Source organism: Commensalibacter sp. W6292M3 (assembly GCF_016101315.1).
In the GTDB taxonomy this organism is placed as follows: domain Bacteria; phylum Pseudomonadota; class Alphaproteobacteria; order Acetobacterales; family Acetobacteraceae; genus Commensalibacter; species Commensalibacter melissae.
Genome location: NZ_JACFQT010000003.1, coordinates 108835 through 135796, shown reverse-complemented (window position 1 = coordinate 135796; position 26962 = coordinate 108835). Strand labels below are relative to the sequence as shown.

Annotated in this window: 38 protein-coding genes; 13 read left to right on the top strand and 25 right to left on the bottom strand. The window is 38.2% G+C overall.

The window, feature by feature from the left end:
- Window positions 1-123 precede the first annotated feature (123 nt).
- The 3 genes from H3T57_RS07925 (at window position 124) to H3T57_RS09180 (ending at window position 1188) form a co-directional block, all read left to right on the top strand.
- Window positions 124-741 carry a LysE/ArgO family amino acid transporter gene (locus H3T57_RS07925; RefSeq protein ID WP_198193917.1) on the top strand — a complete coding sequence of 206 codons (618 nt, stop codon included), beginning with the start codon at window positions 124-126 and terminating at the stop codon, window positions 739-741.
- A 125-nt stretch (window positions 742-866) separates the two neighbouring features.
- Window positions 867-1016, top strand: a complete 150-nt coding sequence (locus tag H3T57_RS07920) for a hypothetical protein (protein WP_155566442.1) — start codon at window positions 867-869, stop codon at window positions 1014-1016.
- Window positions 1017-1053: 37 nt separating this feature from the next.
- Window positions 1054-1188, top strand: coding sequence for a hypothetical protein (locus H3T57_RS09180; RefSeq protein ID WP_255487657.1), 135 nt, complete (start codon window positions 1054-1056; stop codon window positions 1186-1188).
- Between the two features lie 115 nt (window positions 1189-1303).
- Here the strand turns inward: H3T57_RS09180 and H3T57_RS07915 are convergent, their stop codons facing one another.
- Window positions 1304-1588 carry a hypothetical protein gene (locus tag H3T57_RS07915; RefSeq protein ID WP_198193915.1) on the bottom strand — a complete coding sequence of 95 codons (285 nt, stop codon included), beginning with the start codon at window positions 1586-1588 and terminating at the stop codon, window positions 1304-1306.
- A 209-nt stretch (window positions 1589-1797) separates the two neighbouring features.
- On the opposite strand from H3T57_RS07915, the gene H3T57_RS07910 reads away from it, so the two are divergent.
- The 3 genes from H3T57_RS07910 (at window position 1798) to H3T57_RS09175 (ending at window position 3152) form a co-directional block, all read left to right on the top strand.
- Window positions 1798-2190: a helix-turn-helix transcriptional regulator gene (locus H3T57_RS07910; RefSeq protein WP_198193913.1), complete on the top strand. Its 393-nt coding sequence runs from the start codon at window positions 1798-1800 to the stop codon at window positions 2188-2190.
- 175 nt (window positions 2191-2365) lie between these two features.
- Window positions 2366-2758 (top strand): ImmA/IrrE family metallo-endopeptidase, encoded by a 393-nt coding sequence (locus H3T57_RS07905; protein ID WP_198193910.1) that lies wholly within the window; start codon window positions 2366-2368, stop codon window positions 2756-2758.
- A 259-nt stretch (window positions 2759-3017) separates the two neighbouring features.
- A complete protein-coding gene (locus H3T57_RS09175; RefSeq protein ID WP_255549918.1) occupies window positions 3018-3152 on the top strand; it encodes a hypothetical protein in 135 nt (44 codons plus the stop codon).
- Window positions 3153-3641: 489 nt separating this feature from the next.
- Here H3T57_RS09175 and H3T57_RS07900 read toward each other — a convergent pair whose 3' ends face one another.
- From H3T57_RS07900 to H3T57_RS07860, 9 genes are all read right to left on the bottom strand, one after another.
- A complete protein-coding gene (locus H3T57_RS07900; RefSeq protein ID WP_196424541.1) occupies window positions 3642-3803 on the bottom strand; it encodes a hypothetical protein in 162 nt (53 codons plus the stop codon).
- Entirely contained in the window at window positions 3800-4153 is a 354-nt protein-coding gene (locus tag H3T57_RS07895) for a hypothetical protein (protein ID WP_198193908.1), read from the bottom strand. Before H3T57_RS07895 ends, H3T57_RS07900 begins: the two co-directional genes overlap by 4 nt.
- Window positions 4154-4171: 18 nt before the next feature.
- Entirely contained in the window at window positions 4172-4444 is a 273-nt protein-coding gene (locus tag H3T57_RS07890; RefSeq protein WP_198193907.1) for a hypothetical protein, read from the bottom strand.
- 279 nt (window positions 4445-4723) lie between these two features.
- A complete protein-coding gene (locus H3T57_RS07885; protein WP_198193906.1) occupies window positions 4724-4978 on the bottom strand; it encodes a hypothetical protein in 255 nt (84 codons plus the stop codon).
- A gap of 62 nt (window positions 4979-5040) precedes the next feature.
- Window positions 5041-6411, bottom strand: coding sequence for a CotH kinase family protein (locus H3T57_RS07880; protein WP_198193905.1), 1371 nt, complete (start codon window positions 6409-6411; stop codon window positions 5041-5043).
- Window positions 6404-6619, bottom strand: a complete 216-nt coding sequence (locus H3T57_RS07875) for a hypothetical protein (RefSeq protein ID WP_122123107.1) — start codon at window positions 6617-6619, stop codon at window positions 6404-6406. Before H3T57_RS07875 ends, H3T57_RS07880 begins: the two co-directional genes overlap by 8 nt.
- A 101-nt stretch (window positions 6620-6720) precedes the next feature.
- Entirely contained in the window at window positions 6721-7737 is a 1017-nt protein-coding gene (locus tag H3T57_RS07870) for a tail fiber domain-containing protein (protein ID WP_198193904.1), read from the bottom strand.
- A 600-nt stretch (window positions 7738-8337) separates the two neighbouring features.
- A complete protein-coding gene (locus H3T57_RS07865; RefSeq protein WP_122123103.1) occupies window positions 8338-8442 on the bottom strand; it encodes an Arm DNA-binding domain-containing protein in 105 nt (34 codons plus the stop codon).
- A 319-nt stretch (window positions 8443-8761) separates the two neighbouring features.
- Entirely contained in the window at window positions 8762-9280 is a 519-nt protein-coding gene (locus H3T57_RS07860) for a hypothetical protein (protein ID WP_198193903.1), read from the bottom strand.
- A gap of 735 nt (window positions 9281-10015) precedes the next feature.
- On the opposite strand from H3T57_RS07860, the gene H3T57_RS07855 reads away from it, so the two are divergent.
- Genes H3T57_RS07855 through H3T57_RS07840 form a run of 4 tightly spaced genes read left to right on the top strand, consistent with a single transcriptional unit; the run spans window position 10016 to window position 13683 of the window.
- Window positions 10016-10438 (top strand): transposase, encoded by a 423-nt coding sequence (locus tag H3T57_RS07855; RefSeq protein WP_198193901.1) that lies wholly within the window; start codon window positions 10016-10018, stop codon window positions 10436-10438.
- 11 nt (window positions 10439-10449) lie between these two features.
- Window positions 10450-11727, top strand: coding sequence for a DNA damage-inducible protein D (gene dinD, locus H3T57_RS07850; protein ID WP_198193899.1), 1278 nt, complete (start codon window positions 10450-10452; stop codon window positions 11725-11727).
- Window positions 11727-12818 (top strand): hypothetical protein, encoded by a 1092-nt coding sequence (locus tag H3T57_RS07845; protein ID WP_198193897.1) that lies wholly within the window; start codon window positions 11727-11729, stop codon window positions 12816-12818. The genes dinD and H3T57_RS07845 overlap by 1 nt, the downstream gene beginning before the upstream one ends.
- Window positions 12796-13683 carry an S-4TM family putative pore-forming effector gene (locus H3T57_RS07840; protein ID WP_198193895.1) on the top strand — a complete coding sequence of 296 codons (888 nt, stop codon included), beginning with the start codon at window positions 12796-12798 and terminating at the stop codon, window positions 13681-13683. Before H3T57_RS07845 ends, H3T57_RS07840 begins: the two co-directional genes overlap by 23 nt.
- A gap of 2 nt (window positions 13684-13685) precedes the next feature.
- Here the strand turns inward: H3T57_RS07840 and H3T57_RS07835 are convergent, their stop codons facing one another.
- From H3T57_RS07835 to H3T57_RS07815, 5 genes are all read right to left on the bottom strand, one after another.
- The gene (locus H3T57_RS07835; RefSeq protein WP_196424541.1) at window positions 13686-13847 is read right to left on the bottom strand and encodes a hypothetical protein; all 162 of its coding nucleotides are present in this window, start codon (window positions 13845-13847) and stop codon (window positions 13686-13688) included.
- Window positions 13844-14197, bottom strand: coding sequence for a hypothetical protein (locus H3T57_RS07830; protein ID WP_198193893.1), 354 nt, complete (start codon window positions 14195-14197; stop codon window positions 13844-13846). Before H3T57_RS07830 ends, H3T57_RS07835 begins: the two co-directional genes overlap by 4 nt.
- 18 nt (window positions 14198-14215) lie before the next feature.
- Window positions 14216-14488 carry a hypothetical protein gene (locus H3T57_RS07825; RefSeq protein ID WP_198193891.1) on the bottom strand — a complete coding sequence of 91 codons (273 nt, stop codon included), beginning with the start codon at window positions 14486-14488 and terminating at the stop codon, window positions 14216-14218.
- Window positions 14489-14566: 78 nt separating this feature from the next.
- On the bottom strand, window positions 14567-16597 hold the full coding sequence (locus H3T57_RS07820; RefSeq protein ID WP_198193889.1) for a hypothetical protein: 2031 nt from the start codon (window positions 16595-16597) through the stop codon (window positions 14567-14569).
- 353 nt (window positions 16598-16950) lie between these two features.
- The gene (locus H3T57_RS07815) at window positions 16951-17205 is read right to left on the bottom strand and encodes a hypothetical protein (protein WP_198193887.1); all 255 of its coding nucleotides are present in this window, start codon (window positions 17203-17205) and stop codon (window positions 16951-16953) included.
- Between the two features lie 487 nt (window positions 17206-17692).
- On the opposite strand from H3T57_RS07815, the gene H3T57_RS07810 reads away from it, so the two are divergent.
- Entirely contained in the window at window positions 17693-17854 is a 162-nt protein-coding gene (locus tag H3T57_RS07810) for a hypothetical protein (RefSeq protein WP_198193885.1), read from the top strand.
- Between the two features lie 70 nt (window positions 17855-17924).
- Here H3T57_RS07810 and H3T57_RS07805 read toward each other — a convergent pair whose 3' ends face one another.
- Entirely contained in the window at window positions 17925-19295 is a 1371-nt protein-coding gene (locus tag H3T57_RS07805) for a CotH kinase family protein (protein ID WP_198193883.1), read from the bottom strand.
- On the bottom strand, window positions 19288-19461 hold the full coding sequence (locus tag H3T57_RS07800) for a hypothetical protein (protein ID WP_198193875.1): 174 nt from the start codon (window positions 19459-19461) through the stop codon (window positions 19288-19290). Before H3T57_RS07800 ends, H3T57_RS07805 begins: the two co-directional genes overlap by 8 nt.
- Before the next feature lie 103 nt (window positions 19462-19564).
- Here H3T57_RS07800 and H3T57_RS07795 point away from each other — a divergent pair, with 103 nt between their 5' ends.
- On the top strand, window positions 19565-19741 hold the full coding sequence (locus tag H3T57_RS07795; RefSeq protein ID WP_198193873.1) for a hypothetical protein: 177 nt from the start codon (window positions 19565-19567) through the stop codon (window positions 19739-19741).
- Here the strand turns inward: H3T57_RS07795 and H3T57_RS07790 are convergent.
- Genes H3T57_RS07790 through H3T57_RS07755 form a run of 8 tightly spaced genes read right to left on the bottom strand, consistent with a single transcriptional unit; the run spans window position 19692 to window position 26791 of the window.
- Entirely contained in the window at window positions 19692-20732 is a 1041-nt protein-coding gene (locus H3T57_RS07790; protein ID WP_198193871.1) for a tail fiber domain-containing protein, read from the bottom strand. The genes H3T57_RS07795 and H3T57_RS07790 overlap by 50 nt on opposite strands.
- A gap of 45 nt (window positions 20733-20777) precedes the next feature.
- A complete protein-coding gene (locus tag H3T57_RS07785) occupies window positions 20778-21617 on the bottom strand; it encodes a hypothetical protein (RefSeq protein ID WP_198193868.1) in 840 nt (279 codons plus the stop codon).
- A gap of 22 nt (window positions 21618-21639) precedes the next feature.
- Window positions 21640-22542 carry a glycine-rich domain-containing protein gene (locus H3T57_RS07780; protein ID WP_198193866.1) on the bottom strand — a complete coding sequence of 301 codons (903 nt, stop codon included), beginning with the start codon at window positions 22540-22542 and terminating at the stop codon, window positions 21640-21642.
- Window positions 22543-22553: 11 nt separating this feature from the next.
- Window positions 22554-24119: a hypothetical protein gene (locus H3T57_RS07775; RefSeq protein WP_198193864.1), complete on the bottom strand. Its 1566-nt coding sequence runs from the start codon at window positions 24117-24119 to the stop codon at window positions 22554-22556.
- Window positions 24112-24768, bottom strand: coding sequence for a hypothetical protein (locus tag H3T57_RS07770; protein WP_232349804.1), 657 nt, complete (start codon window positions 24766-24768; stop codon window positions 24112-24114). The genes H3T57_RS07775 and H3T57_RS07770 overlap by 8 nt, the downstream gene beginning before the upstream one ends.
- Window positions 24734-26152 (bottom strand): baseplate J/gp47 family protein, encoded by a 1419-nt coding sequence (locus H3T57_RS07765; RefSeq protein WP_198193859.1) that lies wholly within the window; start codon window positions 26150-26152, stop codon window positions 24734-24736. Before H3T57_RS07765 ends, H3T57_RS07770 begins: the two co-directional genes overlap by 35 nt.
- Entirely contained in the window at window positions 26145-26498 is a 354-nt protein-coding gene (locus tag H3T57_RS07760) for a hypothetical protein (RefSeq protein ID WP_198193857.1), read from the bottom strand. Before H3T57_RS07760 ends, H3T57_RS07765 begins: the two co-directional genes overlap by 8 nt.
- On the bottom strand, window positions 26495-26791 hold the full coding sequence (locus H3T57_RS07755) for a hypothetical protein (protein WP_198193855.1): 297 nt from the start codon (window positions 26789-26791) through the stop codon (window positions 26495-26497). The genes H3T57_RS07760 and H3T57_RS07755 overlap by 4 nt, the downstream gene beginning before the upstream one ends.
- On the opposite strand from H3T57_RS07755, the gene H3T57_RS07750 reads away from it, so the two are divergent.
- Complete coding sequence (locus H3T57_RS07750) at window positions 26790-26954, top strand: hypothetical protein (protein WP_198193853.1); 165 nt, start codon at window positions 26790-26792, stop codon at window positions 26952-26954. The genes H3T57_RS07755 and H3T57_RS07750 overlap by 2 nt on opposite strands.
- Window positions 26955-26962: the final 8 nt, after the last annotated feature.

Below are 26962 nucleotides of genomic sequence, written 5' to 3'. Positions count from 1 at the left end.
TTTATTCATTCATTTGACCTAGACACATGGATAAAATTTTCCAAATATATATAATCCTGGCCAGATCCAACCTCATTTTATACATCATTATATCTATTGATTATTATCCTTAAGAGACCGTTCATGAATTTATCAGCTGTCATATCTGGTTTCCTTACAACCGCCAGTCTGATTATTGCAATTGGTGCGCAAAATGCCTTTATACTGCGACAGGGATTGCAACAGAATTTTGTTGGCTTAATCATCATTATCTGTTCCCTGTCCGATATTTTACTGATTTCATCAGGCATTGCAGGAATTGGCAAGATTGTTCAAACCTGCCCTCAACAGCTTCAATTCTTCCGTTATGGAGGGGCATTGTTTTTGGCTGCCTATGGTTTAATGGCGGCCAAAAGAGCTCTGTCAACCGTTGAAACCCTAAATCCGACAAAAGAAAAAACGGCAAGCCGAAATAAAATAATATTGACCTGTTTGGCGTTTACCTTTTTAAATCCGCATGTTTATTTAGATACAATGATTCTGATCGGCAGCATTTCAACACGTTTTGCAGGTATTGGCAAATGGTTCTTTGGCATGGGGGCCTGTATGGCAAGTGTCACCTGGTTTACATTGCTTGGATATGGTGCAAAGTTTTTACAACCCTTTTTTCAAAATCCCCTGACCTGGAAATTGCTTGAGGGATTTATTGCATTGCTTATGTTTTTCTTGAGCTATATGTTAATTTTTCATTCAACAAACTGATAAATCCAGAAATCTGATTGGTTACATTAAAAACCGTAATTCATTTGATATAAATGATAAAACACTTATTAATTTAACGAAATAGCATTATAATGTAACTGTATCATAATATAAGGAATTCAATTATGCTAAGAAAACTGGAAAAACTTATTTTGTTTACTTTATTTGTTCTATTGGTTTACCGACTGGGCAAGGCCACAATTACATTGTCACAAAAGGAGAATGGCTGGTCCTTTGATATTGATTTTAAAACACATCCATTAGTTCAGAAATAAACTCTTGATCTATTAATTCGTTGGGAAAGTTCAAATCATGACCAAAAATAAAAAACCTAAAGTAGATAAAATTGCCCCCTCAAAAAAAACCGACAACATGCCCAATAATAATAAAAATGATAAGCTGATTCCTGATAAACCTTTGGTTGACAAAATCAACGAAAAAAAATAAATAGATTTGATTAAATACAAATAAAGTTATCTTATTTTTTTCTTTATTTGTATTTAAAATTGATTAAAAATAAATTATTCTATTTTTGATGCAAATGTAAAAATAAACAATTAGCTTAATTATTTACAAACAGTTTCAATTTAATTCTTGGTTTTTCAGTTAATCTATACATTATTCTTAATTCGTCTTCATTTATATTCGTTATTTGGCACAAATCTTCCATTGAGTACCCAAGCTGTTCCAAATGCACCTTGATTAATTGACTTAAGGATAAAGGAATTTCTTTAAAATTATTCAATTCCACAGGCTCATTTTTTCTATATCCACGCCTGAACATTTCAATCTGATAATATTTTAGCCCCCTATCGGTGATTTTTCCTAAACTCCAAGCCTTAAACATTAACGCCTACATAGAAATATCCCATTTTCTTTTAAATAAAAACACAGTGTAATAGATAAATAACTAAATATTAATATTCATTAAATAAGAATTGAATTTTCTTTATAAAAATTTATTTAATCAAATGATTATTTTTTTTAAAAAAAACTATTGCGATTTGTAAAAAATGATGCATTAATAAATTAATAAGTTTGGAAAGGATTGTAATCATGAATGATCTAACCCCATTTGGTATTGCCATCAGGCAATTAAGAATACAGTTAAGGATACGTATGTATGATATGGCAAAAGCATCAGGTTACTCTTCAGCTTTTTTATCGTCTGTTGAAAATGGACATCGTCCCATTCCTGATGGCTTAGTAGAAAAGATTATTGAAAAATATAAGTTATCAAGTGAAGAGCAAATCAAACTTCATAATGCTTATACTGTAACGATGCAAAAAGTTCCTACAAACCACCTAAACTTAAGGCAAAAAGAATTTGTAGCTACTTTTGCACGCTTAATACCTGACATGTCAGATAAGCAATTAAATGAAATAAAAACCCAACTTAAACAAGCATCTGACAATAAAGGAGAAAACGCCAAATGGGATATCAAGTAGCGCCAAGATCATTTAAACAAATCATAAAAGAAATTATAAATTTTAGGGACTTTATGTGCCCTAATAATCCCGAATATCTAAAAATTGACTATTTTCTAGAGACCTTGGTAATATTGAAGCAGATTTAGGGGAAGGCTCCGTAAGATTCTCTGTAAATTATGCTGAGATTAACGAAATGCCTAATGAATATGGAAAAACTGCTCCGTATAATACCAACAAGGTTATAAAAATAACAATAAGAAATGACGTATACGAAGCCGCTTGTAATGGTGATACAAGATCACGTTTCACTATTGCCCATGAAATAGGGCATGCTTTGTTACATAGTAATGAACAAATGGCTTTTAGCCGTTCATCACAAAACCATAAAACATACTGTGACTCTGAATGGCAAGCCAATGTAGCTGCTGCTGCTCTATTACTACCACCAGATCATGCTAATAAACTTTTATTTCCACATAATTGCGTAGAAAAATGTGGGATATCGCACAAGGCTGCAGAACACACTTTAGATAACTATGCTAAACATGGCTTCATGGCTTCATGCCCTCACAAAAAGAACTGTTGAAGAAAATGTTATTGCAAATAAATATTTCAAAAGAGTTTTAACCTCAAAAGATTACCAAGTGCGCCAACACTAATCGGTAATCAATTGAGGCTAAATGAACCGTCAGGTTAAAGGTTAACGACCTGATCGGGGATAGTCTAGTAAGGATAAAACGAAAAAATTTAAGAATCCTTATTAGCACCGTATAAATGTTGACCTACAACTTTTTAACAAACTTGTAAATACGTTTGTTAAGAGCAGTGGTAAAGGAATTTGACTAATGTCAAATTATGCTCCTGCTCCAGAAGGATATCATTACATATTTGTTGCATATGTAACAGATACCAAAACTGGAGAAGTCCGTTATGCCAAAAACTATGGCAAACGAGCATTTAGAATTTTAGTTAAAAACTAAATTCCTAATCAATTGATACTTTATATAAAGGAATTCCCGTTCCTTTATATAGAGATTTTTTAATAACAAATTTATTTAATAACAGATTACATAGTAAAATAATTAGTTATCAAAACGGTATGAATCTTTGATTATGCAATATATTTATTATGTAGTCAATTTCATAAGGAATATGAGAATGGAAAAAAAATTCTTCCTTACGCTATCTTTATCATAACAGCGAATGGCGGATGTATGCAAACTTCTGAACTAATTCATCAATTAACAGAAGCATATCAGCCCAATGAACATTAGCGACGCATTCTTAAAAACAGAAATGATTCTCATTTTTCCCAAATCGTCAGAAATCTTGTCTATCATAGAGATAGAATAACCAATACAATTGATCATGGGGTATTATACTATAATCCTCAAAATGGAACTATTTGTATTTAGTTATCATTAAAATATAATCTAAGGCAAGGAACTACTGATATGTTTTCTTGCCATCTACTTCCCCCGCCATATCCTGACAATCGCACAGATGGCGTGAATGACCATGCTTAACGGTATGCAGATCGCTATGATCGGAATGACCCATGGGTCATGAATCTTGATCCACTCACAATTGTTCAGCCACCACCATTTGCAAAACTCATAGACTGTATTCATGATCCCTTATGACCCCCGCCAGTATTCTTGCCAGGGTGTAAAGGTTCACCAGCGCGAATGTTCCCCAGGCAACAATGCCAAAATGCCAGTGCCTCTCGTAGACAAGCATGTTCAGCACCCCCCATATGAAAAGGGATGCGGCAAAAAAAGAGGCCACACCCCTTCCCCTGAAACTTCCGCACATCAATGAAACAAGCTGCAGTGTCCCTGTAAGTATGAATGACCCTTCCCAAATACAGGCCGGAAGGATAGCCCTGAACCCATTGACGAACGAACAGTGAAAGATGCTGCCGGCCATGAAATATGCAAGGGCATACATTCCCGTCATGACCAGCAGTATCGAGCTCCACCACTCGCCAAGGCAATGGTTACGATGTTTTTGGTGTCGCCTGTTTTCCATTGGTGTCATCCCCGTTCTTTCCATCTTTTCCAGCCTGCCTGTCTGGCAGCCTGAAAGAGGCCAGAAGATGAATGAGAGACCACAGCTTGTGCAATCCGCTTTTTGGATCAGGCTCTTTCCAGAACCGTATGACAAGGGTGCACAGGGTCACGATGAAAGTGACAACCGCGACAACATCACCCGCCACATTACTGGGCAGGACATTGATGATATATTGTAGAAGCTCGGTAAAAAAATCCATCTGTTCTCTCCTTTTCTTTGGACATAAAAAAACCACCCTAGCGGTGGCTGGTATCTCTGGTGTTCTGGCAGGCAATGATCATGTCACGCTGTCTTTTGTAATCCAGCAGGTAACGGCCGATCTCGCTGTCAGGTTTTAACGACTTGATCTCGCTGGAAAGCTTTTCCTGTGACTGGGACGTGTAATCCCTCAACGGCGGGCATTCAATCCGGTAGACAACGCGTGGCGATGACGAGCATGCCGCAAGAAAAACCGCCGCGAGTAAAATAATGGGTTTCATCAGAATTTCCCTTTCTCCAGCACATCTTCCAATTCCTCCATGTTTCCAGGTGAATGATTTGCTGCCTGCCGCATTGCCTGAACAGTCCGAAGGGTCTGCCGGTCATTTTTGATGACTTCATCCTGTGTCCTGATCAGGTTGTTTCTATTCGCTGCCCTTCGTCCTGTCAGGTAAAGCAGTCCCGCCATGATCAACCCTTTTCCTTTCCATAAAAAAGAGCATACGGACTTGATGATGAGTATGATATTTGCCATTTGTCTTTCCTTTTCCAGACATAAAAAAACCACCTGTTGAGGTGGCTTCTCAATAAGAATAATCAATTATAATACTTGAATTGCTGATCCAGCCACTGGATACGGCGTTTGGCGAAATTCAGGATGAAATTCACCGACCATTTCTTTCCATCATCTGAAATGACCTTGCCATTTCCCAGTCCGACCTCTGCGTTCATGATCCACAAATCAAGGTCTTTCTTTATCATGTCGGGATTGATAAGGTCTGATTTGTCCTTGATGATTTTTGAAAAGGTTTCATGGGATATCTTTCCCGTGTCTCTCAGATAACGCCATCTCGCCCGTATTTCCGGTGTGAAACTGTTATGTATGGTTTCAAAGAATACCGGATCCTGCCGATCAAACATCCTGTCCCGTTTCGTCACCCAGCCCATCTTGAAAGGATCAGTATCCCTGGCACTCAGATATCGATCGACAATACCGAATGTCTGGTCCTCATCGTAGGGATATATATACGTGACACCCGATGCCGGCGTGGCATTCCAGCTGCACAGCATGAAATTGTTCACCAGACTGTCAGGGGAAAAACAGACCTCGCAGAGCAGGATATAGTCAATGAAACATTCAAGATCGATATATTCCCGATATGTCTCCCTCATGCTCACCCTGCCCGCGATACAGTCCGAAGACCATCGCAGGAATCTTTTCAGGAAACTTACACTGTCATCCGTGTTCGGATCGGGCGAGTATATTTCCCATTCTTGAGGATTGTAGTTCCCGTCTGTCCAGAACGTGCTGGCATGATCGGGCTGGGCAAGAAAATGCCTTGGGTTTGATGAATCAATCAGGTACTGGTCATTGTCATTGTCAGACCTTATTATATACATTCCAAAGAATTCCCCGTCATGATACAGCTCGCATGGAAAACCGGCCGTTGAAAACAGCACTGATGTTCTCATTCCGAGATTGTCCCTGTCATAATAGGAATAGGCGGATTCAGGGGCAAGGTAGCCTTTTTCATCCCTATGAAGATTTCTCCATATTTCCGTGGTGATTGTGTCTCTCAACAGGGTTCTGTCTGCCGCATAACCCTTCAGAACCAGACCATTCAAAGGTATCCAGTCCCCTATTTTTACCTTTAGTTTTTTACCTGTCTCCGCATTCCTGAACTTTATCTTGAAGTTTTTCTTGGTGGCGTTCAGGCTTGTCTGTCCCTGCAGTTTCCATGTTCCTGTGGAGGAAAACAGGGGTATTGTTCCCTCGAAAACGGATACACTCATGTCCACACCGTCCTTGCTTGTTGGAATATCTCCCCTGATAGAAACCCTCCATGGCCTGTTCGGTTTCGATATCACGATATAGTCCCAGTCACCCGCCGTATTGTCATTTCCATACTGGACAAGGCTGCCGTTATTGACAAATCCTGTTGTGGGTTGTTTAGATAGATCAGCCATAAATCAGTCTTCCATAAAATTGAGATGTAGCATCGAACATAATTTCCATGATGGTCATTATTGATGCCCTTGTGTCGATAAAAGGTTGCCTGTCCTGCCAGTAAATGGGTGTATCAAATTCAACAACACAATTTCCGTCACCGAATTGTAGCAACACGATAGTCATACGCTGCATCTGGCTTGTTTGCTGACTTGCAAAAGAAATCACGTATATGTTCTACACCTGGACATGATAGGCAATATCATCCTAATCGGGATAATCCAGACTGATGTCTGGTTCCCTACCGAAAATATTGTAGATGGTTGTTATTATTTACCGTTCTTTACCTGTAATGATACGACCTGTTTTTCCAGTCTGTCGATCTTCTGTTTCATGGATTGTATCAATACGCAAATTACTTCTTCATATCGCAGGGATTGACGATATGCCTGTTTCCCATTCTCATCCAAAACAGGTTGGTACTCGCTTCTGGTTACAGCTTTCCCGCTGGCATCCTTTTTTCCGGTATCGACCTCAATGTTCCTGAAAACCCTGTCTTGAATCCACATACCGTAATCGGATGGGTTCAGCCCCGCATCTGTCAGAACCCTTTCGACATCTTGGGCGATAAAACCGTTATGCAGACGCGCCTTGTCCTCACCTTTCTCATTGATGGAATCATTCAGTTTGTAGGTATGGATATTCAGATTATAGATTGCATCCAGCAATTTTTGATTGTCTGCATCCCTGTCATCGCCAAGGTTGGCAAGAACCTTCTTTTCACTCGCATCAGATGTGACACTTACCGCGGTTTTTGAATAAATGTTGTTCCAGGCATGGTCATTCATGCCAAGATCACTACTTCCATCACTATCCGCATGAAATGCATGCCCCATAAAGGCTTTATAAAATTTATCTTCAGTGGTCCATATGGCTTCTCTCCCAATAATCGTATTATTCAGAACATAATTAAAATAAATTGAATTGACTGGTGCAACAAATGTATTGCCGTTCTCGTCAATTTTATGACTAAAAAACAGATTAACGATACCATCATCCTGAATACCGAATATATTTGATTTATTTTTATCCAATATTGTAGGATTACCCGCCGTAAACGCATCTTTTTTATTAAAATAAACTTCTGTGTCAATATCTTTTATTTTTTCGGCAACCTTTTCAACTGAATGCTTGGTATCAACAGATGTTTTGGAAATTCCAACAATCTGGCTAGTTATTTCATCAAGAGATTTAGCCAAAGTTGATAACTTTTGTGATGTGTTCTTTCCATCAGTACAAACAGTACATGCGGAGAGATCCAGATCCTTTGGAGAATGATTAACCATTCAAATATCCTATTAAATTAAATTTTGATCAATAAATTACAGATTCACAACAAGCTGCTGTTTTTAAATTAATTCTTACCGTCAGCGCTTCTCAAATAACTGTCTTCTGTCGCAATCTTGACGTCATATCCACCATCATTACCCACAGGATGACTACAGTTCATATCAAGTATCTTAAAATACAACTATATAAAATGAGATCAGGTTCTTTATTTAAACTTTTTCTTTAGATAAAAACACGAGTGATTGAGCAACTTAATAAGATGTTGTTATTGTATTTGACACTATTTTTTATTTAACGATCAAGTTTTCTAAAATAATCTCATAGAAAAACCTCTAAAGAAATTTTTGCTACTTTCTTCTTAACGCCAAAACACATAAGTGTTTTTAATGATTTATTTCAAATATAGACTTTTCTCAATATCTAGCTATATTTTTAACTTTATCCATTAAAATTGATATACCCCAAGATAGAAAAAATATACCTTAATATTAAATGCATTCAAATGTTTAATTATTATGGGTAATGAATAAAAGATTTTCACATCTTCAAACAAAAGAGTTTATCTTTTTTATTAAATTATATTTTAAACACCATATTTAAGAATTGGTTTTTGTTATAACCAGGTATAAACCGCGTTCATAAAGCTTGTTTTTACCCTTTTCCTGATATTTGGCTGTTTTTATGGCTTTATCCGTTAACATCTATATACCCCAAGATGAAAAATCATATACCCCAGAATATACCCCAATATCAAATGCGTTCAAATGTTTTATAATGTGGGATAATGTTTGGAAGTTTACTAAAAAACGCCAGTTTTCTGCGGGAAATGTTGGGTAATGTGGGATAATGTTTTGTTGACTGGCGGAGGGGATGGGAATCATATTCGTTATTTATCCTATTGATTAAACATAAAATCAATATCACAAATAATGATTTGTACCCACTTTTGTACCCACTTTTTACAAACTGCCCAAATACCTTATAAAACAGAAAAATCATAACGAGTCTAACATATAAATCCTAACAATCAATGGCCTGCTGGAAACGGTCGATATTCTTTTGCCAATCCGCCTTTCCCAATGCCGTATTGTAGTACTTCTTGTGATACTGGGCCATTGCCGTTGCATTATGGGAATCTGGCAGTATCTCCCTGATCCGGATATAGAAAACGCGGCACATGGCCGCGGCAAAGAAAAGGTTTCCTGTCAATGTCTCGGTTTTCGGTATCCCCCTGTTGTCCAGGTTAAAATCACCAGCTACATGCATCAAAAGACTTCTTAGCGGTTGCCTTCTCGCATTGTTGAGATAATTGTCCCAGATATCGTGATAGGTCACGGGCTCCATCTGACATGGCCCCAACGCCGGCCCCTTGCCGAGCTGCCTGAGATATGTATAGTTGCATGCATATCCCTCAACCAGAAAAGTTCCCGTTACCTGATTGATCGCCCTTTGACCACCCAGATTTATATAGTTCAGGGCTGGTGTTATCACCTCATGTTTCAAATGGTTCAGATAAATTCCACCTGTGGTTTTTGTCATACTGGTTTTTCCTTTTTAGAATGAGAAGCGGATAATAAAAAACCCACCGCAATGGGTGGGTGACTCAATTAGAAATAGTTAAGATAGGAGTGCCGGTATATCACCTATTTCTGTATATAATCCTTTGTTTTTACTGCAATATTATGGTGCCGGATAATAGATAATATTGGGTGCTGGTAAATTAGTTATTTTAATGTGTAAATTTTTGTTTTTATTATAATATTATGATGCAGGATATAATAAATGAACCATCACGTAAAAGATTAACAATCTGAATGAGAATAGCCTAATAAAGATTATAGGTTTCACGACAGATATCTTTTTATTAGCAGAGCATAAATGTTGATCTACAATTTGTCTAAATTTGTAAATATATTTAGTTAAATAAATAAGTAAGATGTTTGACAAATATCAAAATACCAACCTATCTCTGTAGGATTTCATTACATAATTATAAAACAAAGAAAAAATTCCTGTTATATTTAGGTTTTTAAATTCCCAATATTTTTCAATTTAAAATTACGCGCTATATGACACAAAAGAGTTTTTAATCCTTATTTTTTCTTATAGTTAAGATAAATTACAATATAATTTAGATTATGCAAAATTTTCAATTTTTTATTAATTTAATTATAAGAATAAAATTTAGTTAACTAATTGTTTAAATTGACTTTATAAAATATAAATAATAAATTATTATAATATATTGACCAAATTTAAATTTATTTTTGTTTTATGAAAAAAAAAGAATATATCCACACTTTTCAAAAAATTCCTCATCACCATCCGCTGGTTGCATTCCCAGACGAACAGAGTTGTATTGATTATGTTAAAAAAATAAAATGGCCACAAAAAATTATCTGCCCCTTTTGTCAATGTAATGAAGTTTATCATTTCAAGAACAATCAAATCTTTAAATGTAAATCTTGTAGAAAAAAATTCTCAGTTAGAATTGGTACGATCTTCGAAGGATCAAAAATACCTTTACAAAAATGGTTTATAGCCATTTGGCTTACTAACCGTGAACATTATATCACCAGTGTTGCCCTAGCAAAAGAACTTAACATTTCTCAAAAAACAGCATGGTCAATATTACATATGTTACAAGATGCCCGTATGACCTCATCTTTTAAATCAGACCTTTCAAGTAATAAATAAGGATATTATAAATGAATGATTCATTATATTTAGAAATGGATTTTGAAGAAGCTTTACAACGTTATATCCAGACTGACCCGACTGAAATGGGTATAGCTGGTGTAGCTAATATGAAAAAGAATAAAATCGATAATTTAATGCTTGCTTTTGAAAGTAAAGCTCATATCGATCAAAACGGTATAGAATTTTGGTATGCCCGTGATTTGCAAAAACTATTTGGATACAACAAATGGGAAAAATTCGAAATAAGTATTGGTAGAGCACAAGAAGTTTGTCGTAACTTTGGAAAAGATCCACAACTTTACTTTCAAAAAATCTTTCCCGGCTCCGGGAAAGATAAAAAGCAAGGCCCAACACCTAGAGATTTCAAGCTTTCTCGTTATGCTGCATACCTCGTCGCAATGAATAGTGACCCAAGAAAACCCGAGATTGCATTTGCACAAACTTATTTTGCAATTCAAACTAGAAAACAAGAATTAAATGAACAATCTCATCAACAAGAACTAAATGAAGATCAAAAACGTCTAATCATTCGACAACAAATTAAACAACACAATAAAAGTTTAGCGAGTACAGCAAAAAAATCAGGCGTTCTTACCAGACAGGACTTTGCAAGATTTCATCATTCTGGATATATGGGATTATATCAAACCAATCTTATAGATATTAAACGAAAAAAAAACCTTCCGAAAAAAGCAAATTTACTCGATTATAGTGGCAGTACCGAACTTGCTGCAAATTTTTTCAGAGTCACTCAGGCAGAAGAAAAACTAAAAAAAGATAAAGTAACTGCAAAGGAAGAAGCCAACAAAACACATTATGAAGTCGGTCAAAAAGTTAGGGAGTTAATGTTCCAACTTAGTGGTATCTACCCAGAAGATTTACCACCTGAACAAAATATTAAAAAAATAGAAAATCAAGTAATTAAACCAAAAATTACTGGAGAGATTCATCAAAAACCAACTAAAAAAATCATTAATATCAGTAAAGATTTATGGAAATATGCCTTATTACTTATGGCATCCAAGCCTGCTGGCATCATAATGACATCAGATTTAATTAAAGAACTCCCCCAATATATTGAAACGCCTATAACTTCCACTCATACTTCAACAAGTCGTAAAGAAACAAAGTTTCCTCAACTTGTCAGAAATTTAAAATCCAATAAAAAAAATAAAACCAATTTTATTACTCAAGGTTATGTTTACGATATTAAAGGTGGATTCCAAATTACCCCCAAAGGTCTTGCATTTATAAAAGAATATTCTAAAGAAAGGATCAATTTTTAATGTTTAATTCACAAATTGCTAATCCCTATAATTTATTCTCAATTTCACATTTTAATAAAAATAATATCAACTCAGATTTACAGAAATTAATTAAAAAAAAAGTAAATATACAAGCTAATGTAACTATTGCTAGAAGTAAAATAAAATCTCTTCTTCAACGAATTAAAATTTTTTCACAAAACAATTTTTCAAATCTTGAATTTGCGGAAAAATATGACACAAGTTTTGGTTCTTTCGCAAGAAGAACAAAAATCAACCCCCTTGATGATATTGACTTAATGATAGGGTTAAATGGACATCGATTTAATCATTTTTTCACAAATTATAAAGATGTAACAATTCGTCCAAAAGATATTTGTAATCTAGGTACATGGAATAATTTTATAGATAAAAATAACTTTGGAATATCATATCTTAATTCTAGAAAAGTCCTTGAAGAATTAAAAAGAAATTTAGAAAAAGTTTCTCATTATGGAAAAGCAGAAATGCATCGGAATCAACAGGCTATCACCCTAAAATTAAATAGTTATCCATGGACGTTTGATATTGTTCCATGTTTTTATGGCTATTTATACAATTACTATTTTACTCCTAAGGAAGGGTGCTATTCTATTCCTATTGCAGGATTCTATTTTATTCCCAATGGAAATGGTCATTGGATGTTAACCAATCCCAAAACAGATCAGGATTTTATTACAAATATCAACCAAAATTGTTCGGGGAAATTACTAGAAATAATTCGTCTTTTTAAATATTGGAACAAACAAAATTTCAACAAATTCCCTTCATATTTACTTGAAATAATGATCGCTAATTTCTTTAAACACAACTATGTTCCTTATAACAATACCTATGATTTTTTTCTTAAAGGATTATATTATCTTAATGAAAATATTTGGCAATGTGTTAATAGTCCTAAAAATTTTGAAGGTAATATAAACTCTTTAGATTCTTCCAAGATGAAATTGATTAATAAAACTATAGAAAATCATATAAATATCCTGAATGATGTGACCTTCTCATCACCATATCAAGATTACATCAGACCTTTAACAGAGATATTTAACAATGATGCCTCAGATTTCGAATAATGATCTTAATGAAAAACAAAATAGTGATAAGTTTATTAAATATCTTACAGCTCAAAGACAAGCCTATACTTACGCAAAACGGTATTTTCTTGGCTCAATATTTTTTAATCTTATTATTCCGATAGCCCTAGGATTGCTGAATATATGGTGTTCTCAAGAGCATTCATATTGTTTACAATATTTAATAATACTATCATACTTATACAGTATTTATTTAGAAAATAAATCTCAAAATTATATAAATACAGGCGCTTCTATCCAACAAATTTTTGATACAAAACTCTTTGAAATTGAAAATAGGTACCAAAATTATATCTCTAAAGATACGATAATAAAGCTTAATGAAAAATCAAATAAAAACCCACAAAAAAAAGAACTACTAAAAAATTGGTACCTTCCTTTTACCAATGAGAACTATCAATATCCATTTTCCATATTAAAATGCCAGCAACAAAATTTATGTTGGACTTTAAACTCAAATATACAATATACAAACATATTGGTAGGCATAATAATATTTTTAGGTTCTTTCATTATCGTATTACCTTGCATATCTTCTGCTCATCACAATAATAATCTAGAATGGAGTTGCATTATAACATTGTTAAAAATTATCACGAATATTTTGACAAAACATAATAAAACTATAAAAACAATTGAAGAAATACAAAAAAAATATTATGAATATTTAGAAAAACCTGAACAATTAGAATTAACTATAAAGGAAATATTTTCAAAAATTACTGAAATACAAGATTGTATTTATAATCTTAGAAAAGATTCACCTGCCGTTCCTGATTGTATCTATAATTTTTCCAGAAAAAAAGAAGAAAAAATATCAGAAGAAAGATTAAAAAACAATTAATCTCACTTCCCCCGCCATATCCTGACAATGGCACAGATGGCGTGAATGACCATGCTTAACGGTATGCAGATCGCTATGATCGGAATGACCCATGGGTCATGGATCTTGATCCACTCACAATTGTTCAGCCACCACCATTTGCAAAACTCATAGACTGTATTCATGATCCCTTATGACCCCCGCCAGTATTCTTGCCAGGGTGTAAAGGTTCACGAGAGCGAATGTTCCCCAGGCAACAATGCCAAAATGCCAGTGCCTCTCGTAGACAAGCATGTTCAGCACCCCCCATATGAAAAGGGATGCGGCAAAAAAAGAGGCCACACCCCTCCACCTGAAACTTCCGCACATCAATGAAACAAGCTGCAGTGTCCCTGTAAGTATGAATGACCCTTCCCAAATACAGGCCGGAAGGATAGCCCTGAACCCATTGACGAACGAACAGTGAAAGATGCTGCCGGCCATGAAATATGCAAGTGCATATATTCCCGTCATGACCAGCAGTATCGAGCTCCACCACTCGCCCGGGCAATGGTTACGGTGTTTTTGGTGTCGCCTGTTTTCCATTGGTGTCATCCCCGTTCTTTCCATCTTTTCCAGCCTGCCTGTCTGGCAGCCTGAAAGAGGCCAGAAGATGAATGAGAGACCACAGCTTGTGCAATCCGCTTTTTGGATCAGGCTCTTTCCAGAACCGTATGACAAGGGTGCACAGGGTCACGATGAAAGTGACAACCGCGACAACATCACCCGCCGTATTGCTGGGCAGGACATTGATGATATATTGTAGAAGCTCGGCAAAAAAATCCATCTGTTCTCTCCTTTTCTATGGACATAAAAAAACCACCCTAGCGGTGGTGGAGATTTGTTTTTTTTATCTAAAAAATTATCAAAAAATATGTATTCCTAATTTATCAAAAAATACCTGATTACGTTCTATTGCAGCATACAATAATCTATCAAACGACATAACTTCTATATATGCCTTATAATTACTATTATATCCAAAAAAGCCCATGTTATCTGAAGTTGGTGTTAAATTAGCCCCATTACAACGTTGAATCATATTTGGAGTTAAATCAGCAATAATATAACAAAATGCAGGTATATTCTCTTGTTTAGGAATTGGTCTACCATTCCTAGTCTTAACTTTTCCCAATCGTATATTTTCAAGATAATCATAACATTGTTGTATAGGATCATTATCTTTGTTTCCATGCATATCATCACGCATTGGTTTTTTAAATTCAACAATTGTAATTGATGCAAGCGATAGAGCAGATCCATCATTAACCAATAAAGGATTATCAGATAATTGTAGACAACATAAATCTGGTCTCTTCATTGAATCACTATCTGTAATTGGCATTGATTTAATTGGTTTATCTGAAGACAAAAAATTATGAAAAGCAAGCCTTTCATCCAACAACCATAAATTACAACTATTCGAAAGAACCTCTGTAGAATCCCTACGTAATGGCATAATTAATTGATGTATGAAATTTTCATTTACATATTTACCATTTTCTTTCAACTCAGTTAAATGTTTAAAATAATCAATTACTACCCTTCTATGAATAACATATTTTGTTAAATCAGCCTGATTAACCTCTCCTATTTTTATGAAATAATCTTTCAAACGATTTTCATAATTTTCTATGGACTCTCCTTCTTTTAGAGCCATATTTTTTTTACCTTCATCTATAATCTGCTCTGATACATCATGCGTAAGATCTCTAATATACTTCTCCAAATCTTTATCGTCTGTTTGCGGTGGAACACTTAATTTGTCTTCTGGAACATAACGTAATAACGATTTATATTCTGGAGATTTCTTATCAACAAATGTTAGTAATCTTTCTCGCCCTGCATTGATGTTTTCTTTTAATGAAGCTGATAAATATTCTTTCGTCCGTTCTAAAACTTTTTTTTCAATTAAATCAAAACTAATTTTAGAATTAGAAAAAAGTCCTCCAACATTTTCTGGAATATCGAATGATGTTCTCTCACTCCGAACATGTTCATCTAAAAATGAAGATGCTATATAACACGTATAAATAAAAGGGCCTTTATCATCCTTAATCTCATTAAATAAACCTGGTATTTTTTTTTCTGTTATCGTTTCTTCTTTAACTAAACGACTGGCTGCACAAAAAGATAATAAATGCTTTTTATTAGTTAACGCTCTAAATTTAATATGTATAAGATCAAACTGATGATCTAAAATATTAATTGCTTCAGTATATGCATCCTCATGCATATATTCTTTATACAATTTATGTAAAATCAATTCCTCGTCTTCATCTTGAATAATTATATCTGGAACACCTTCAGAACGAACAAAATACCATAAACAATGTTCTAATAACTGTTTCGAAATAGAACTTAATGTTTTTGCAACTTCACTTCTATATTTCTCATCAAACCCATCTAACGTAATAATCGTTTTAATTTCACGTGATTCACAGTCACTGATTTTCTCATTATAAACATTTTTTTGAATATTGAACTCAAACGTGCGTTTCTTATATTTATTCTTATCATCAACAAAAAAGCTAATAACTTTTACATTTTTAAAAACCTTTAACCATAAAAGACGCCCAACTCCTCGACAACCTTTTGCAATTTTGTGATCTGTATCTAATGTTTGGAAAGCAGAAAAATTAACATCATTAAATCCACATCCATTATCAATAATTTCAAATCCATTAATAGGCTCTATATTTTTCTTTTTACTATTAAACTGCATTTGAGAACGACGGTTTATCTTTAAAATAATTTTCCCATCAGATTTAATATTTCCTTTTTCTTCAATAGATTGAATTGAATTTATAACTGCTTCAAAAACAGGCATTAAACCATGATTTTTAGGCAAAGATGTATTACGCAAACGTCCCGCTAAATTAGTTTGTAAATTCATAGAATGCCCTTTCAATCTATTTTATTTAATTTATTATATAATTTTTATATTCTTGCCAATATTATCTCGTTATAATATCAATTTATTTTACAATTATTAGCAAAAACCACCCTAACGGTGGCTGGTATCTCTGGTGTTCTGGCAGGCCATGATCATGTCACGCTGTCTTTTGTAATCCAGCAGGTAACGGATGATCTCGCTGTCAGGTTTTAACGACTTGATCTCTCTGGAAAGCTTTTCCTGTGACTGGGGCGTGTAATCCCTCAACGGAGGGCATTCAATCCGGTAGACAACGCGTGGCGATGACGAGCATGCCGCAAGAAAAACCGCCGCGAGTAAAATAATGGGTTTCATCAGAATTTCCCTTTCTCCAGCACATCTTCCAGCTCTTCCTTATTCCCAGGTGAATGATTGGCTGCCTGCCGCATTGCCTGAACAGTCCGAAGGGTCTGCCGGTCATTTTTGATGACTTCATCCTGTGTCCTGATCAGGTTGTTCCTATCCGCGGCCCTTCGACCTGTCAGGTAAATCAGTCCCGCCATGATCCACCCTTTCCCTTTCCATAAAAAAGAGCATACGGACTTGATAATGAGTATGATGTTTTCCATCTGTCTTTCCTTTTCCGGACATAAAAAAACCACCTGTTGAGGTGGTTAGCATTTGCTTTTAGTATTAATTTTTTAAATTATGTATTTTTATCACTATGTTGATAGGTGATTTCCTTTAAATATCTTTTTATTTTCATTTTCAGATAATTCATTGTTAACCCTGTCAAAAATATCTTCATTAAATTTTTGTATTTCCAGGAAATTGACTATAAAATAGGCAACAGACAATATTATCATCATGCAAAAGAAAGTTGATAAATTAAACATTATATCAAAACCGGAAATGGAAATGATCTTGATATCATTGATATTCATGTAATTACCCAACAGGTAAATAATTACAACCATGAAAAAATAAGATATGAACTTGTTTCTCATATTATGGATATTATCTCTTATTTTCTTGATATAATCCCTGTTTTTTACTCCTGTTAGATTGAATGTTACAATCAAACTTAAACCAACAGAGAATACTATTGCGGAAACCGTGAAACACGTATTCAAAAAGAAATTGTCTGGTTTTACACCTGTAAATGATGAGAAAACAAATGTTGATAATATCATGAACAGAATTGCCATTGACTTTCTCATGATTGATTATCCCTATTATACCTGTTTACAAGACAACATTCATTATATTGCCAAATGACAACCTGTACAACCGATATGATTTCCTGGAAACAAAATGTTACCAGACGATATCTCCAGGCAATTCCCTCCTATCCGTAATACCTGAATTGCTGATCCAGCCACTGGATACGGCGTTTGGCGAAATTAAGGATGAAATTCACCGACCATTTCTTTCCATCATCTGAAATGACCTTGCCATTTCCCAATCCGACCTCCGCGTTCATGATCCACAAATCCAGGTCTTTCCTCATCATGTCGGGATTGATAAGGTCTGATTTGTCCTTGATGATTTTTGAAAAGGTTTCATGGGATATCTTTCCCGTGTCCCTAAGGTAACGCCATCTCGCCCGTATTTCCGGTGTGAAACAGTTATGGATGGTTTCAAAGAATACCGGATCCTGCCCATCAATCATCCTGTCACGTTTGGTTATCCATCCAATCCTGAAAGGATCACTGTCATCCGCACTCAGATATTGATCGACAATACCGAATGTCTGGTCCTCATCGTAGGGATATATATACGCGACACCCGATGCCGGCGTGGCATTCCAGCTGCATAGCATGAAATTGTTCACCAGACTGTCAGGGGAAAAACAGACCTCGCAGAGCAGGATATAGTCAATGAAACATTCAAGATCGATATATTCCCGATATGTCTCTTTCATGCTCACCCTGCCCGCGATACAGTCCGAAGACCATCGCAGGAATCTTTTCAGGAAACTGACACTGTCATCCGTGTTAGGATCTGGCGAGTATATTTCCCATTCTGACGGATTGTAGTTCCCGTCTGTCCAGAACGTGCCGGCATGATCGGGCTGGGCAAGAAAATGCCTTGGGTTTGATGAATCAATCAGGTACTGGTCATTGTCATTGTCCGACCTTATTATATACATCCCCTGGAATTCCCCGTCATGATACAGCTCGCAGGGAAAACCGGCCGTTGAAAACAGCACTGATGTTCTCATTCCGAGATTGTCCCTGTCATAATAGGAATAGGCGGATTCAGGGGCAAGGTAGCCTTTTTCATCCCTATGAAGATTTCTCCATATTTCCGTGGTGATTGTGTCTCTCAACAGGGTTCTGTCTGCCGCATAACCCTTCAGAACCAGACCGTTCAAGGGTGTCCAGTCCCCTATTTTTACCTTTAGTTTTTTACCTGTCTCCGCATTCCTGAACTTTATCTTGAAGTTTTTCTTGGTGGCGTTCAGGCTTGTCTGTCCCTGCAGTTTCCATGTTCCTGTGGAGGAAAACAGGGGTATTGTTCCCTCGAAAACGGAAACACTCATGTCCACACCGTCCTTGCTTGCCGGAATATCCCCCCTTATAGAGACCCTCCATGGCCTGTTCGGTTTCGATATCACGATATAGTCCCAGTCACCCGCCGTATTGTCATTTCCATACTGGACAAGGCTGCCGTTATTGACAAATCCTGTCGTGGGTTGTTTGGATAGATCAGCCATAGATCAACCTTCCATAATAGTTTCCATTACCGTCAGACATGAATTCGACAATAGTCACCGAACCCGCCCTTGTATCGATAAAGGGCTGTCTACCATGCCATCTGACAGATGCGTCGAACTCAACCTCGCAATTACCCTCATAGGATTGCTGGAGAATGACTGTCATGCGTTGCAGCTGGCTCTCTTGCCCTTTACCGAGTGAAATCCTGCACGCTTTCCGGAACAGAAGACGATAGCTGATCTCTCCCGCTTTCGGGAACATAAGGGTAATGGCCGGATCATTCACGATCCTGTTTTCGATCGGTATACCGGCAGAAAGACGATCGACAATCTGCCCACCTGTCATTTCCTGTCCCAGCGATCCTTTCGCGAGACCCTGTGTCATGTCAAACCGGCTCATTTCGATTTGCCCTCAAGTTTCACCAGACGTGCCTCGAGATCGTTGATCTTCTGTTTATGAGCGGCCAAAAGCATGCAGAGAACCTCTGTATATCTCAGGTTCTGGCGTAAAATGACATTCCCTTTCTCATCTTTTGGAATTTCCTGGACGGACTTGAGAATCGGGTTCCCGTTTTCATCCTTCTCGCCTGTATCCACCACCCTGAATTCAGGTGATGCATCCTGCGTCCACATGGCATAATCGGACGGGTCAAGTCCGGCATCCATGATCGCCTTTTCAATATCCTGCGCGATAAAACCTGTATGGACACGTGCCTTGTCCTCACCTTTCTCTTTTATCGCGTCATTCAGCCTGTAATTGACAACATTGACATTATACAGGGCATCCATCAGTTTTTTGTCTGAATTTCCGGCTTTCTCATCAAGGATGGATGTGATGGTCTTGACGTTTTTGTCCGAGGTCACGTTTGGTGCGGTCTTTGTGAAAATATTGTTCCATGAATTTCCGCCACGTCCCAGATCACCACCGCCATCATTGAGGGGATGAAAGGAAATGGCCCCGAAAGCGAAATTCGCATTGGTTCCGTCCGACCATATCGTGTTGACAAAAGTCTTGTTGTTTCCCTCATTTCCATCGGAGTTCACGGAATACTGCATGTGAATTTCCCTGGAATTTGGATTTGGTTCATAATCCTGTGTATAATCATCATTTATTGCTCTCAGACCCGCATTGATCCAGGTGAAACCGTCATCGGTTTTTGGAGGCGGATAGGTGAACTGACCGGTTTTATCAAGAATTGTGGTTCCCAGGGGTTTGTTCGCTCCATCCTTCGCGAAATAGGTATTGGGGTTTATCTTCTGGTTGATATCGTCAACACCCTTCTTCGCCTCATTAGCCGCCGCATTGATATTGGCGATATTGCCGTTTATATCATTTACCGTTTTGGCGACTTCAGAGAGTTGCTTTGGTGTAACGCCACCATCAATTGAAACGGTACATGCGGAAAGATCAAGGTCTTTTGGAGAATTGTTGGCCATTTTAATATCCTGTTAAATTTTATTGATTGATTTTAGGTCTGTCTGTCATTCTGGCGAGCAGAGAACGCCGCCATTGTTCATGCTGTGTCTGTAATGGACACTACCGTCCGTAAGAACGATATTGCCGTCCAGGGACAATCCTTTCGGCATGGACTTGCCACCGTTGACATAGCTGTCCGGTGCAAGAAAAACGCTTCCGTTTATTGAAAAGTCATCAGGCAATGACGCGACCTGATCCATCGCCACGATCTGTCCGTTATTGTCCCTGAACAGACCCGTATCCACACTGATGACCGTACCGTCATCCATCTGGAATTCAAGATTTGCATCATTGCCCATCGCGATGGAACGGATACCGTTGCCACGTACACCTGTCGCTCCCATAACGACAACAATACCGTCATCCGGATTTTCGTAAAGTATTCCCTCCTCGCGAATGGGAAGGATACAGACAAAATCAAGAGTTTCCTCCTGTTCTGTCGTTATCTCGCATCGTAGGGGAACATTCCGGTTCAACTCCCCACCGCTCAGTCGAACCGTGAAAGTCTGGTCCTGGAATGTGTATTTGTCAGCTGTTACCTTGCTGTCACTTGCGGAACCGACTTTCACCGATGCAATCCTGTCATCAGCCAGCATGCGGTTCTTTACAGAAAAACTGTAGAATTTCTTTTCTGTAGGCCCCTTGCATGACAGTCTCAGTCTGGTACCTCCAAGACATCCTCCAGGCAATTCAAATATTTCACGATCAGTCTGTGAAACATCTGTTTCCTTGTTATTCTGTATATTGTTTGGTTTGTCTTTCTCAGTTGAAGTATCTTTTGCTTCATCTGGATAAGGTATAGTCAATTTTGTATTTTTTTGGCTTCTGGAAAAATCATACACCATTATTTATATCCTGATTTTCTAGTTAACGTGTGAACTGAAATTTTATGTAACCTGTTGTTCCATCCCCTCCCTGCCATGAATGTGGCGATTGCCTATCCCTGGTGCACCCACCCGCACCACCGGCTCCGTAACCTGAACCCGATTGTGCCTTGTCCGCCCAGTCCGGTGTTCCACCCTTTCCCAGTGGAGTGCTTCCACCCGCACCGCCAAGATGATCATCCTCTGTAGCGTTATCGACACCATGTCCCCCGTCCGTACCATTCGGACTTCCTCCCTTGCCACCAGCCGTGTCCAATATGCCGCCACCGGCATAGGGTGTATTTCCACCACCGCCACCTGTAACCCTTAGTATTTCAGTTTCATCAATCTTTACAAAACTGTCACCTCCATTGCCTCCGGCATCATAATTTCCAATTCCACCGCCCCCGATTTGTAAAAAAACCTTTTGGTTGGGCATCACGTCATGAACGATGTTCTGCTGGTAACCGCCGGAACCGCCGCCACCGCCAGACTTGCCACCGCCACTCTCTTCACCGCCACCGCCACCGCCGCCTCCGGCAATCAGCCATTCCATTTTCATCTTTCGGCATCCCTTTGGAATGACGTAATTATACTGACCGGCGGTCAGTTCAATGACAGGCTGATCCGTCCATATCGCCTCTCCCCATTCCATCTTCGGTATCAGGTCAACGCCGGCCACCAGCACACGCGGTGTATTCCCGATACTGTATCCGTTCTGGGACGCGTAGTTTCTCACCCCGTTGCTCAGGTCATTCAGGATATCCGCCGTTATCAGGTCTCCCTTCTTGATCATGTAATGGTCAAAGCCGTCCATCTCCCTGCGGTATTTTCTGACAACCTCGTTATAGTCATCAGCATAGAAAATACCGTTGATAAAAAGGGTGTTTCCCTCATAGTTATGCATTGTCTTCTTCCCTAATTCTGCCTGATAACGCATTCAACAGGACGGATTGAGGTCTCGTGACTGTTTTCCAGGGAAAATCCGATATGTCTCTCACCGCTTTTCGCTTTTCTGGCCACACCGGATATTTCCGAAATGGTTACCGGATCACCCTTGTCGATCATGCCTGTCACGAGAACGGGAACACGTCCTGCCAGCGCGACAGGTAACGCGTTCTTTCTATCCCTGATTGCCGTATTCATTATATAGGCTGGGGATGTTGAGATGACCCCATAAAAAAAGCCCCCGATGGAGGCTCTTGTTATCTCTTTCTCACCGCCTATTCTCACAAGCGTCCCTGGATCATATCTCTCATCGGCAATATAGTATTCCGCAAGGTCTGCACAAAATGCGGACATGGACTCACCATTGAAATACTTTCCCGTAATGGTTCCCTTGCTATCCATGGTATAAAATTGTTGCTCTCCACTGCTGTTCGCATAAAAAACAAGATCGGTCTTGTTATTATTGAAATCCTCCTGGAGATATATCCCGCCGGTTTGCCCAGGCCTGTTCACAAGGTTTAAGTGAATAGATGAATTTCCAACGATTAAACCGTTTTCATTCATATTATTGTTTGTACTGTTGATATTCAGTATTCCATTATTGATAGTTCCATTATTGATAGACAGGTTGTCGGAAATCATGTTGTTACTGACAACAGATTCACTTGAATTGATATTTTTACACTCTATTGTTCCATTTTCTCGAAGGACGATTGCATTGTATACCACACCATTGATTTTGCTCTGGATGGTTATTTTCTTGCCTTCATTCAGGTCATGGGTCGCGAATATGCTCATGGTATTGTTTTCATTAAACTGCCAGATTACCGATGGAAGGTTTAGAACACCATTCTCATAATCTCTATTGCCACGATTAATGATAATATTATTGTCTTTTACAATAAGAGTACCATTACATTCCATTCCACCGTTAAATTGGAAATTGGCCGCTCCATTGATTAAATTAAAAATATTTCCTGTAAATGATGAATACTGTGTTCCCAACTGAATACCATTATTTGTAATGGTAAATATATTCTTGTCATCCGCATTCCTGAATGACCATACACCATCGTTCCCGACCAGATAACTCTTTTTTCCATTATCAAATATTTTCTGTCCGGTCGTTTCCATGGCACCGGTCAGCTGGTCACCAGATTTCTTGTAAAACTGTCCCATAAAATCTTTCGAAAGCCAGTCCAGATCACTCCTGTTCAGCTTGTCCTTTATCTGGTTTAACGGTTCCGCCGTAATCCTGTTCGATATTGTCGTTCCCTGCGGCCATTTTCTTGAAACCGTATTTTCCCGACCACGCAAGACCGTGAACTTGTTATTGTTTTTCGATGTTACAAAACAAATTTCCGTATTCTGGTTGTTGTTTCCCTCTGACAGGGTAATGGCGAATACCTGATTTTCTTTTTCAATATTGGGGAAAAACCCCTCGTTACCTGATAAAATCTCGATAACCGTGGCATTTTCGTCTATATCGGATGCCAGAATTGTATCAAGATTGTTACCGAATAAAAAATCATACATTGACTATATCTTCCAACTCAAATTCAAACATAAATGGCAGATTGATTGTCTTGTTCAGCAATACCCCTTTCAGAAGCTCTCTATAGGGACTTTTTTGCAGATCATTCAACAACCTGATGGTTATTTTCCTGTTCTCCGCAACAATGGAAATACTGTTCATATCCATGTCGCCACTGTTATAACTCAAGAAACGGTAAAGACGGCGTTTCAGCCATGGGATCGTGAAATGAAAACCATCCTCTCTATAGACATTCCATTCGATTATTTTCTTGAATTCAATATCCGTTATCTCGTGACGGAACGAATTGGACAGAATTTTCGCATCATTGGGTGATATCGTGTTCGGGTCATCAATATTGATACCCATCTCGACAATGGTTTGCGCATTCAATAGGGGTTTTCTGGAAATCCCGTATAGATTTTTGGCAACATAATCAAGAAATTTACCGTTTTTTGTCTTGTAATTCGGGATATTCAGCTTTCTTATCTCGTCAAGATACCTGTCCGTGGTCTCGTTATGAACATTGACAAACGCGTTGAGATTTTCATCCTCTTTCCATTGCCAGTACAGATACATATACAACTTGTGCGTGTATGGAGGGATATTGACATAATCAGACATTTCCGTTCCCCACAATACTGATGTCACTATCAGATGTCTCGAAATAGGACTGTGGATCACCCTGGATGATCTTGTTGCTTTCAAGATTGGACTGGGCGACATTGTTGATAAAGACGACAATATCAATCTTGGTGATAAGATTCTGGTTGAAAATGGAGTTTACCTCGTTAAGAAATATATTCTCGATCCTGTATTTGCTTATCGGTTCGCCAATCCTTATATTGTTGATATATTGCGTGATCAGCGGAATGATTGTTGTCGAAATCAGGCTGTTATAAATATTGCTGTCAAAATTCGTGTACCATGTCAGCTGAATGGACACTTTCTGTTTCAGCGGAACGATAAAGGGAATTCCATAGCTGTCCGCCCCGTCCTGCAGGATAATATTTATGTTCCTGACATTCTGGTCAAGTATCAGTCCACCTCCATAGTTTTTACCCCCTGATGTATCGACAGGAATTGAAAAGCTGTTGTCATTGATATAGGTGATCGGGAATTTCGAGTTTATGAGTGACGGATATTCATCGGTTCCTGAAAATGACACCTCGTCTCCCGTATGTAACCCATGCGCAAGATTGGTATAGATGACAGTAGGGTTCCCATTGTCTATCTTGGAAATATTGATGATGGATGGTTGCAGGATACCTATTGTAGGTATTGTCTGGAATATCGCGTTGGCCACCTCGACAGGATCACCACCCCCGACAATCACGGAATATCCTTTCAGGGTTGATACAACGGACAGAAGTCTTGGAATAACCCCGTTGATGGAAAGTATCCTTGTCTTTATCATCTGGATCGTCCCTATCGAGGCAACCTGTCCCGCATCCATCAGTCTTTCCCTGTAACTTGCCTCGTCCTCGATTTCCTGTCCAGGGTTGCCATCCTGAGGATTGCTGACAGTCAGGGTAAGATCACTCCTGATAGAGGATTCAATCTTGGTTATCGTATTCGCTGGAATGTCGAAAATTGAATCATCATCACTGACCACATACACAAGTTCCGAATTTCCAAGAGAATTGACCACGGCAGCCTCCTTAACATAGAAACGGTGGACACCGTCGGAAACAATAAGTCCTTTCGGAATGACAAAACCTGAGGTTCCTCTGAAAACGACATAGGCGTTCGCATTGGTTTTCTGTTTTCTCGATATACCGTAAACCGACCCGATCTGGTCAAGAAGCGCCTCATTCGCGGTTGACGCAGAAATGGAATTGATCAGATCGATCTTTGCCTGGTCAATGAACAAAAGACACCCGATCGAGGTTGAAAGAATATCCTCGATCAATGTCCCTGGCAATTCGGCGGTGAATTCAGGTGATTTCTCCTTGATGGAGGCAATGAGGTCTTTCCTGATATCCACCGGATTTTTTGGGGAAATCCCCGCTTGATTGATAGTCAAATCAGTCATTTAGGTTAACCTTTATATTCTCGCTTACTGATTGCCCGTTTAATTTGATTATCTCGACCTTGTAGACAACCTCGCGATCAACATCGTGGTTAAGACGCTCGATTGACAGATACTGGAAATAGGGAGCGAATTTTTCCTTGACAATGGATACGTAATAATCCGGATATATATTCGTCGCGATGGTCTCGGTCGCTGGTATTCCCCAATCGGCACTGAATGGACTTTCACCCAGGATCAGACGCAAAACCTCGATCAGCCAGAAAATATATATCTCGTCTGGATCGGTGATAACAATCCATTTCGTCCTGTTCGTGTTTTCATCCCTGATTTTATGATAAATTCTCATGCCGGTATAACCGCTCCTGTCGGGGATCCCATGTTTCCGTTACTGTGCGTGTGGGACATGAAGTCAATACCGTTAATGGTGAGCCCTCCCTTTATGTCGACCTTCCCCTTGATGTTCAGGTCACCATCGATCGATATGGAGTCAGCCTTCATTGTAATCTTGCCATTTTCGCACTTGATAATTGACGATTTTCCTGACGAGCAAATAACCGCGCCATTTTTTCCTCCAATGATATGGATCGTGTCATTGTCCACCTTTTCCTGTGTGGCGTAATAGATGGGAATGAAGGCCATGTTGGAAATGTTGAAGGTTGGGACATTTTCCGGAGCAGTCTGTCCAAGACCGCATATATGCTCTATATTCACGCTTAACGGGATAAGTATCCCTCTGCATCCCTTCTGTATGGGAAGACGTATGTATTCCGGGGACAGGACGGGAGCCTGTATTTTCGGATAGGCTGTTTT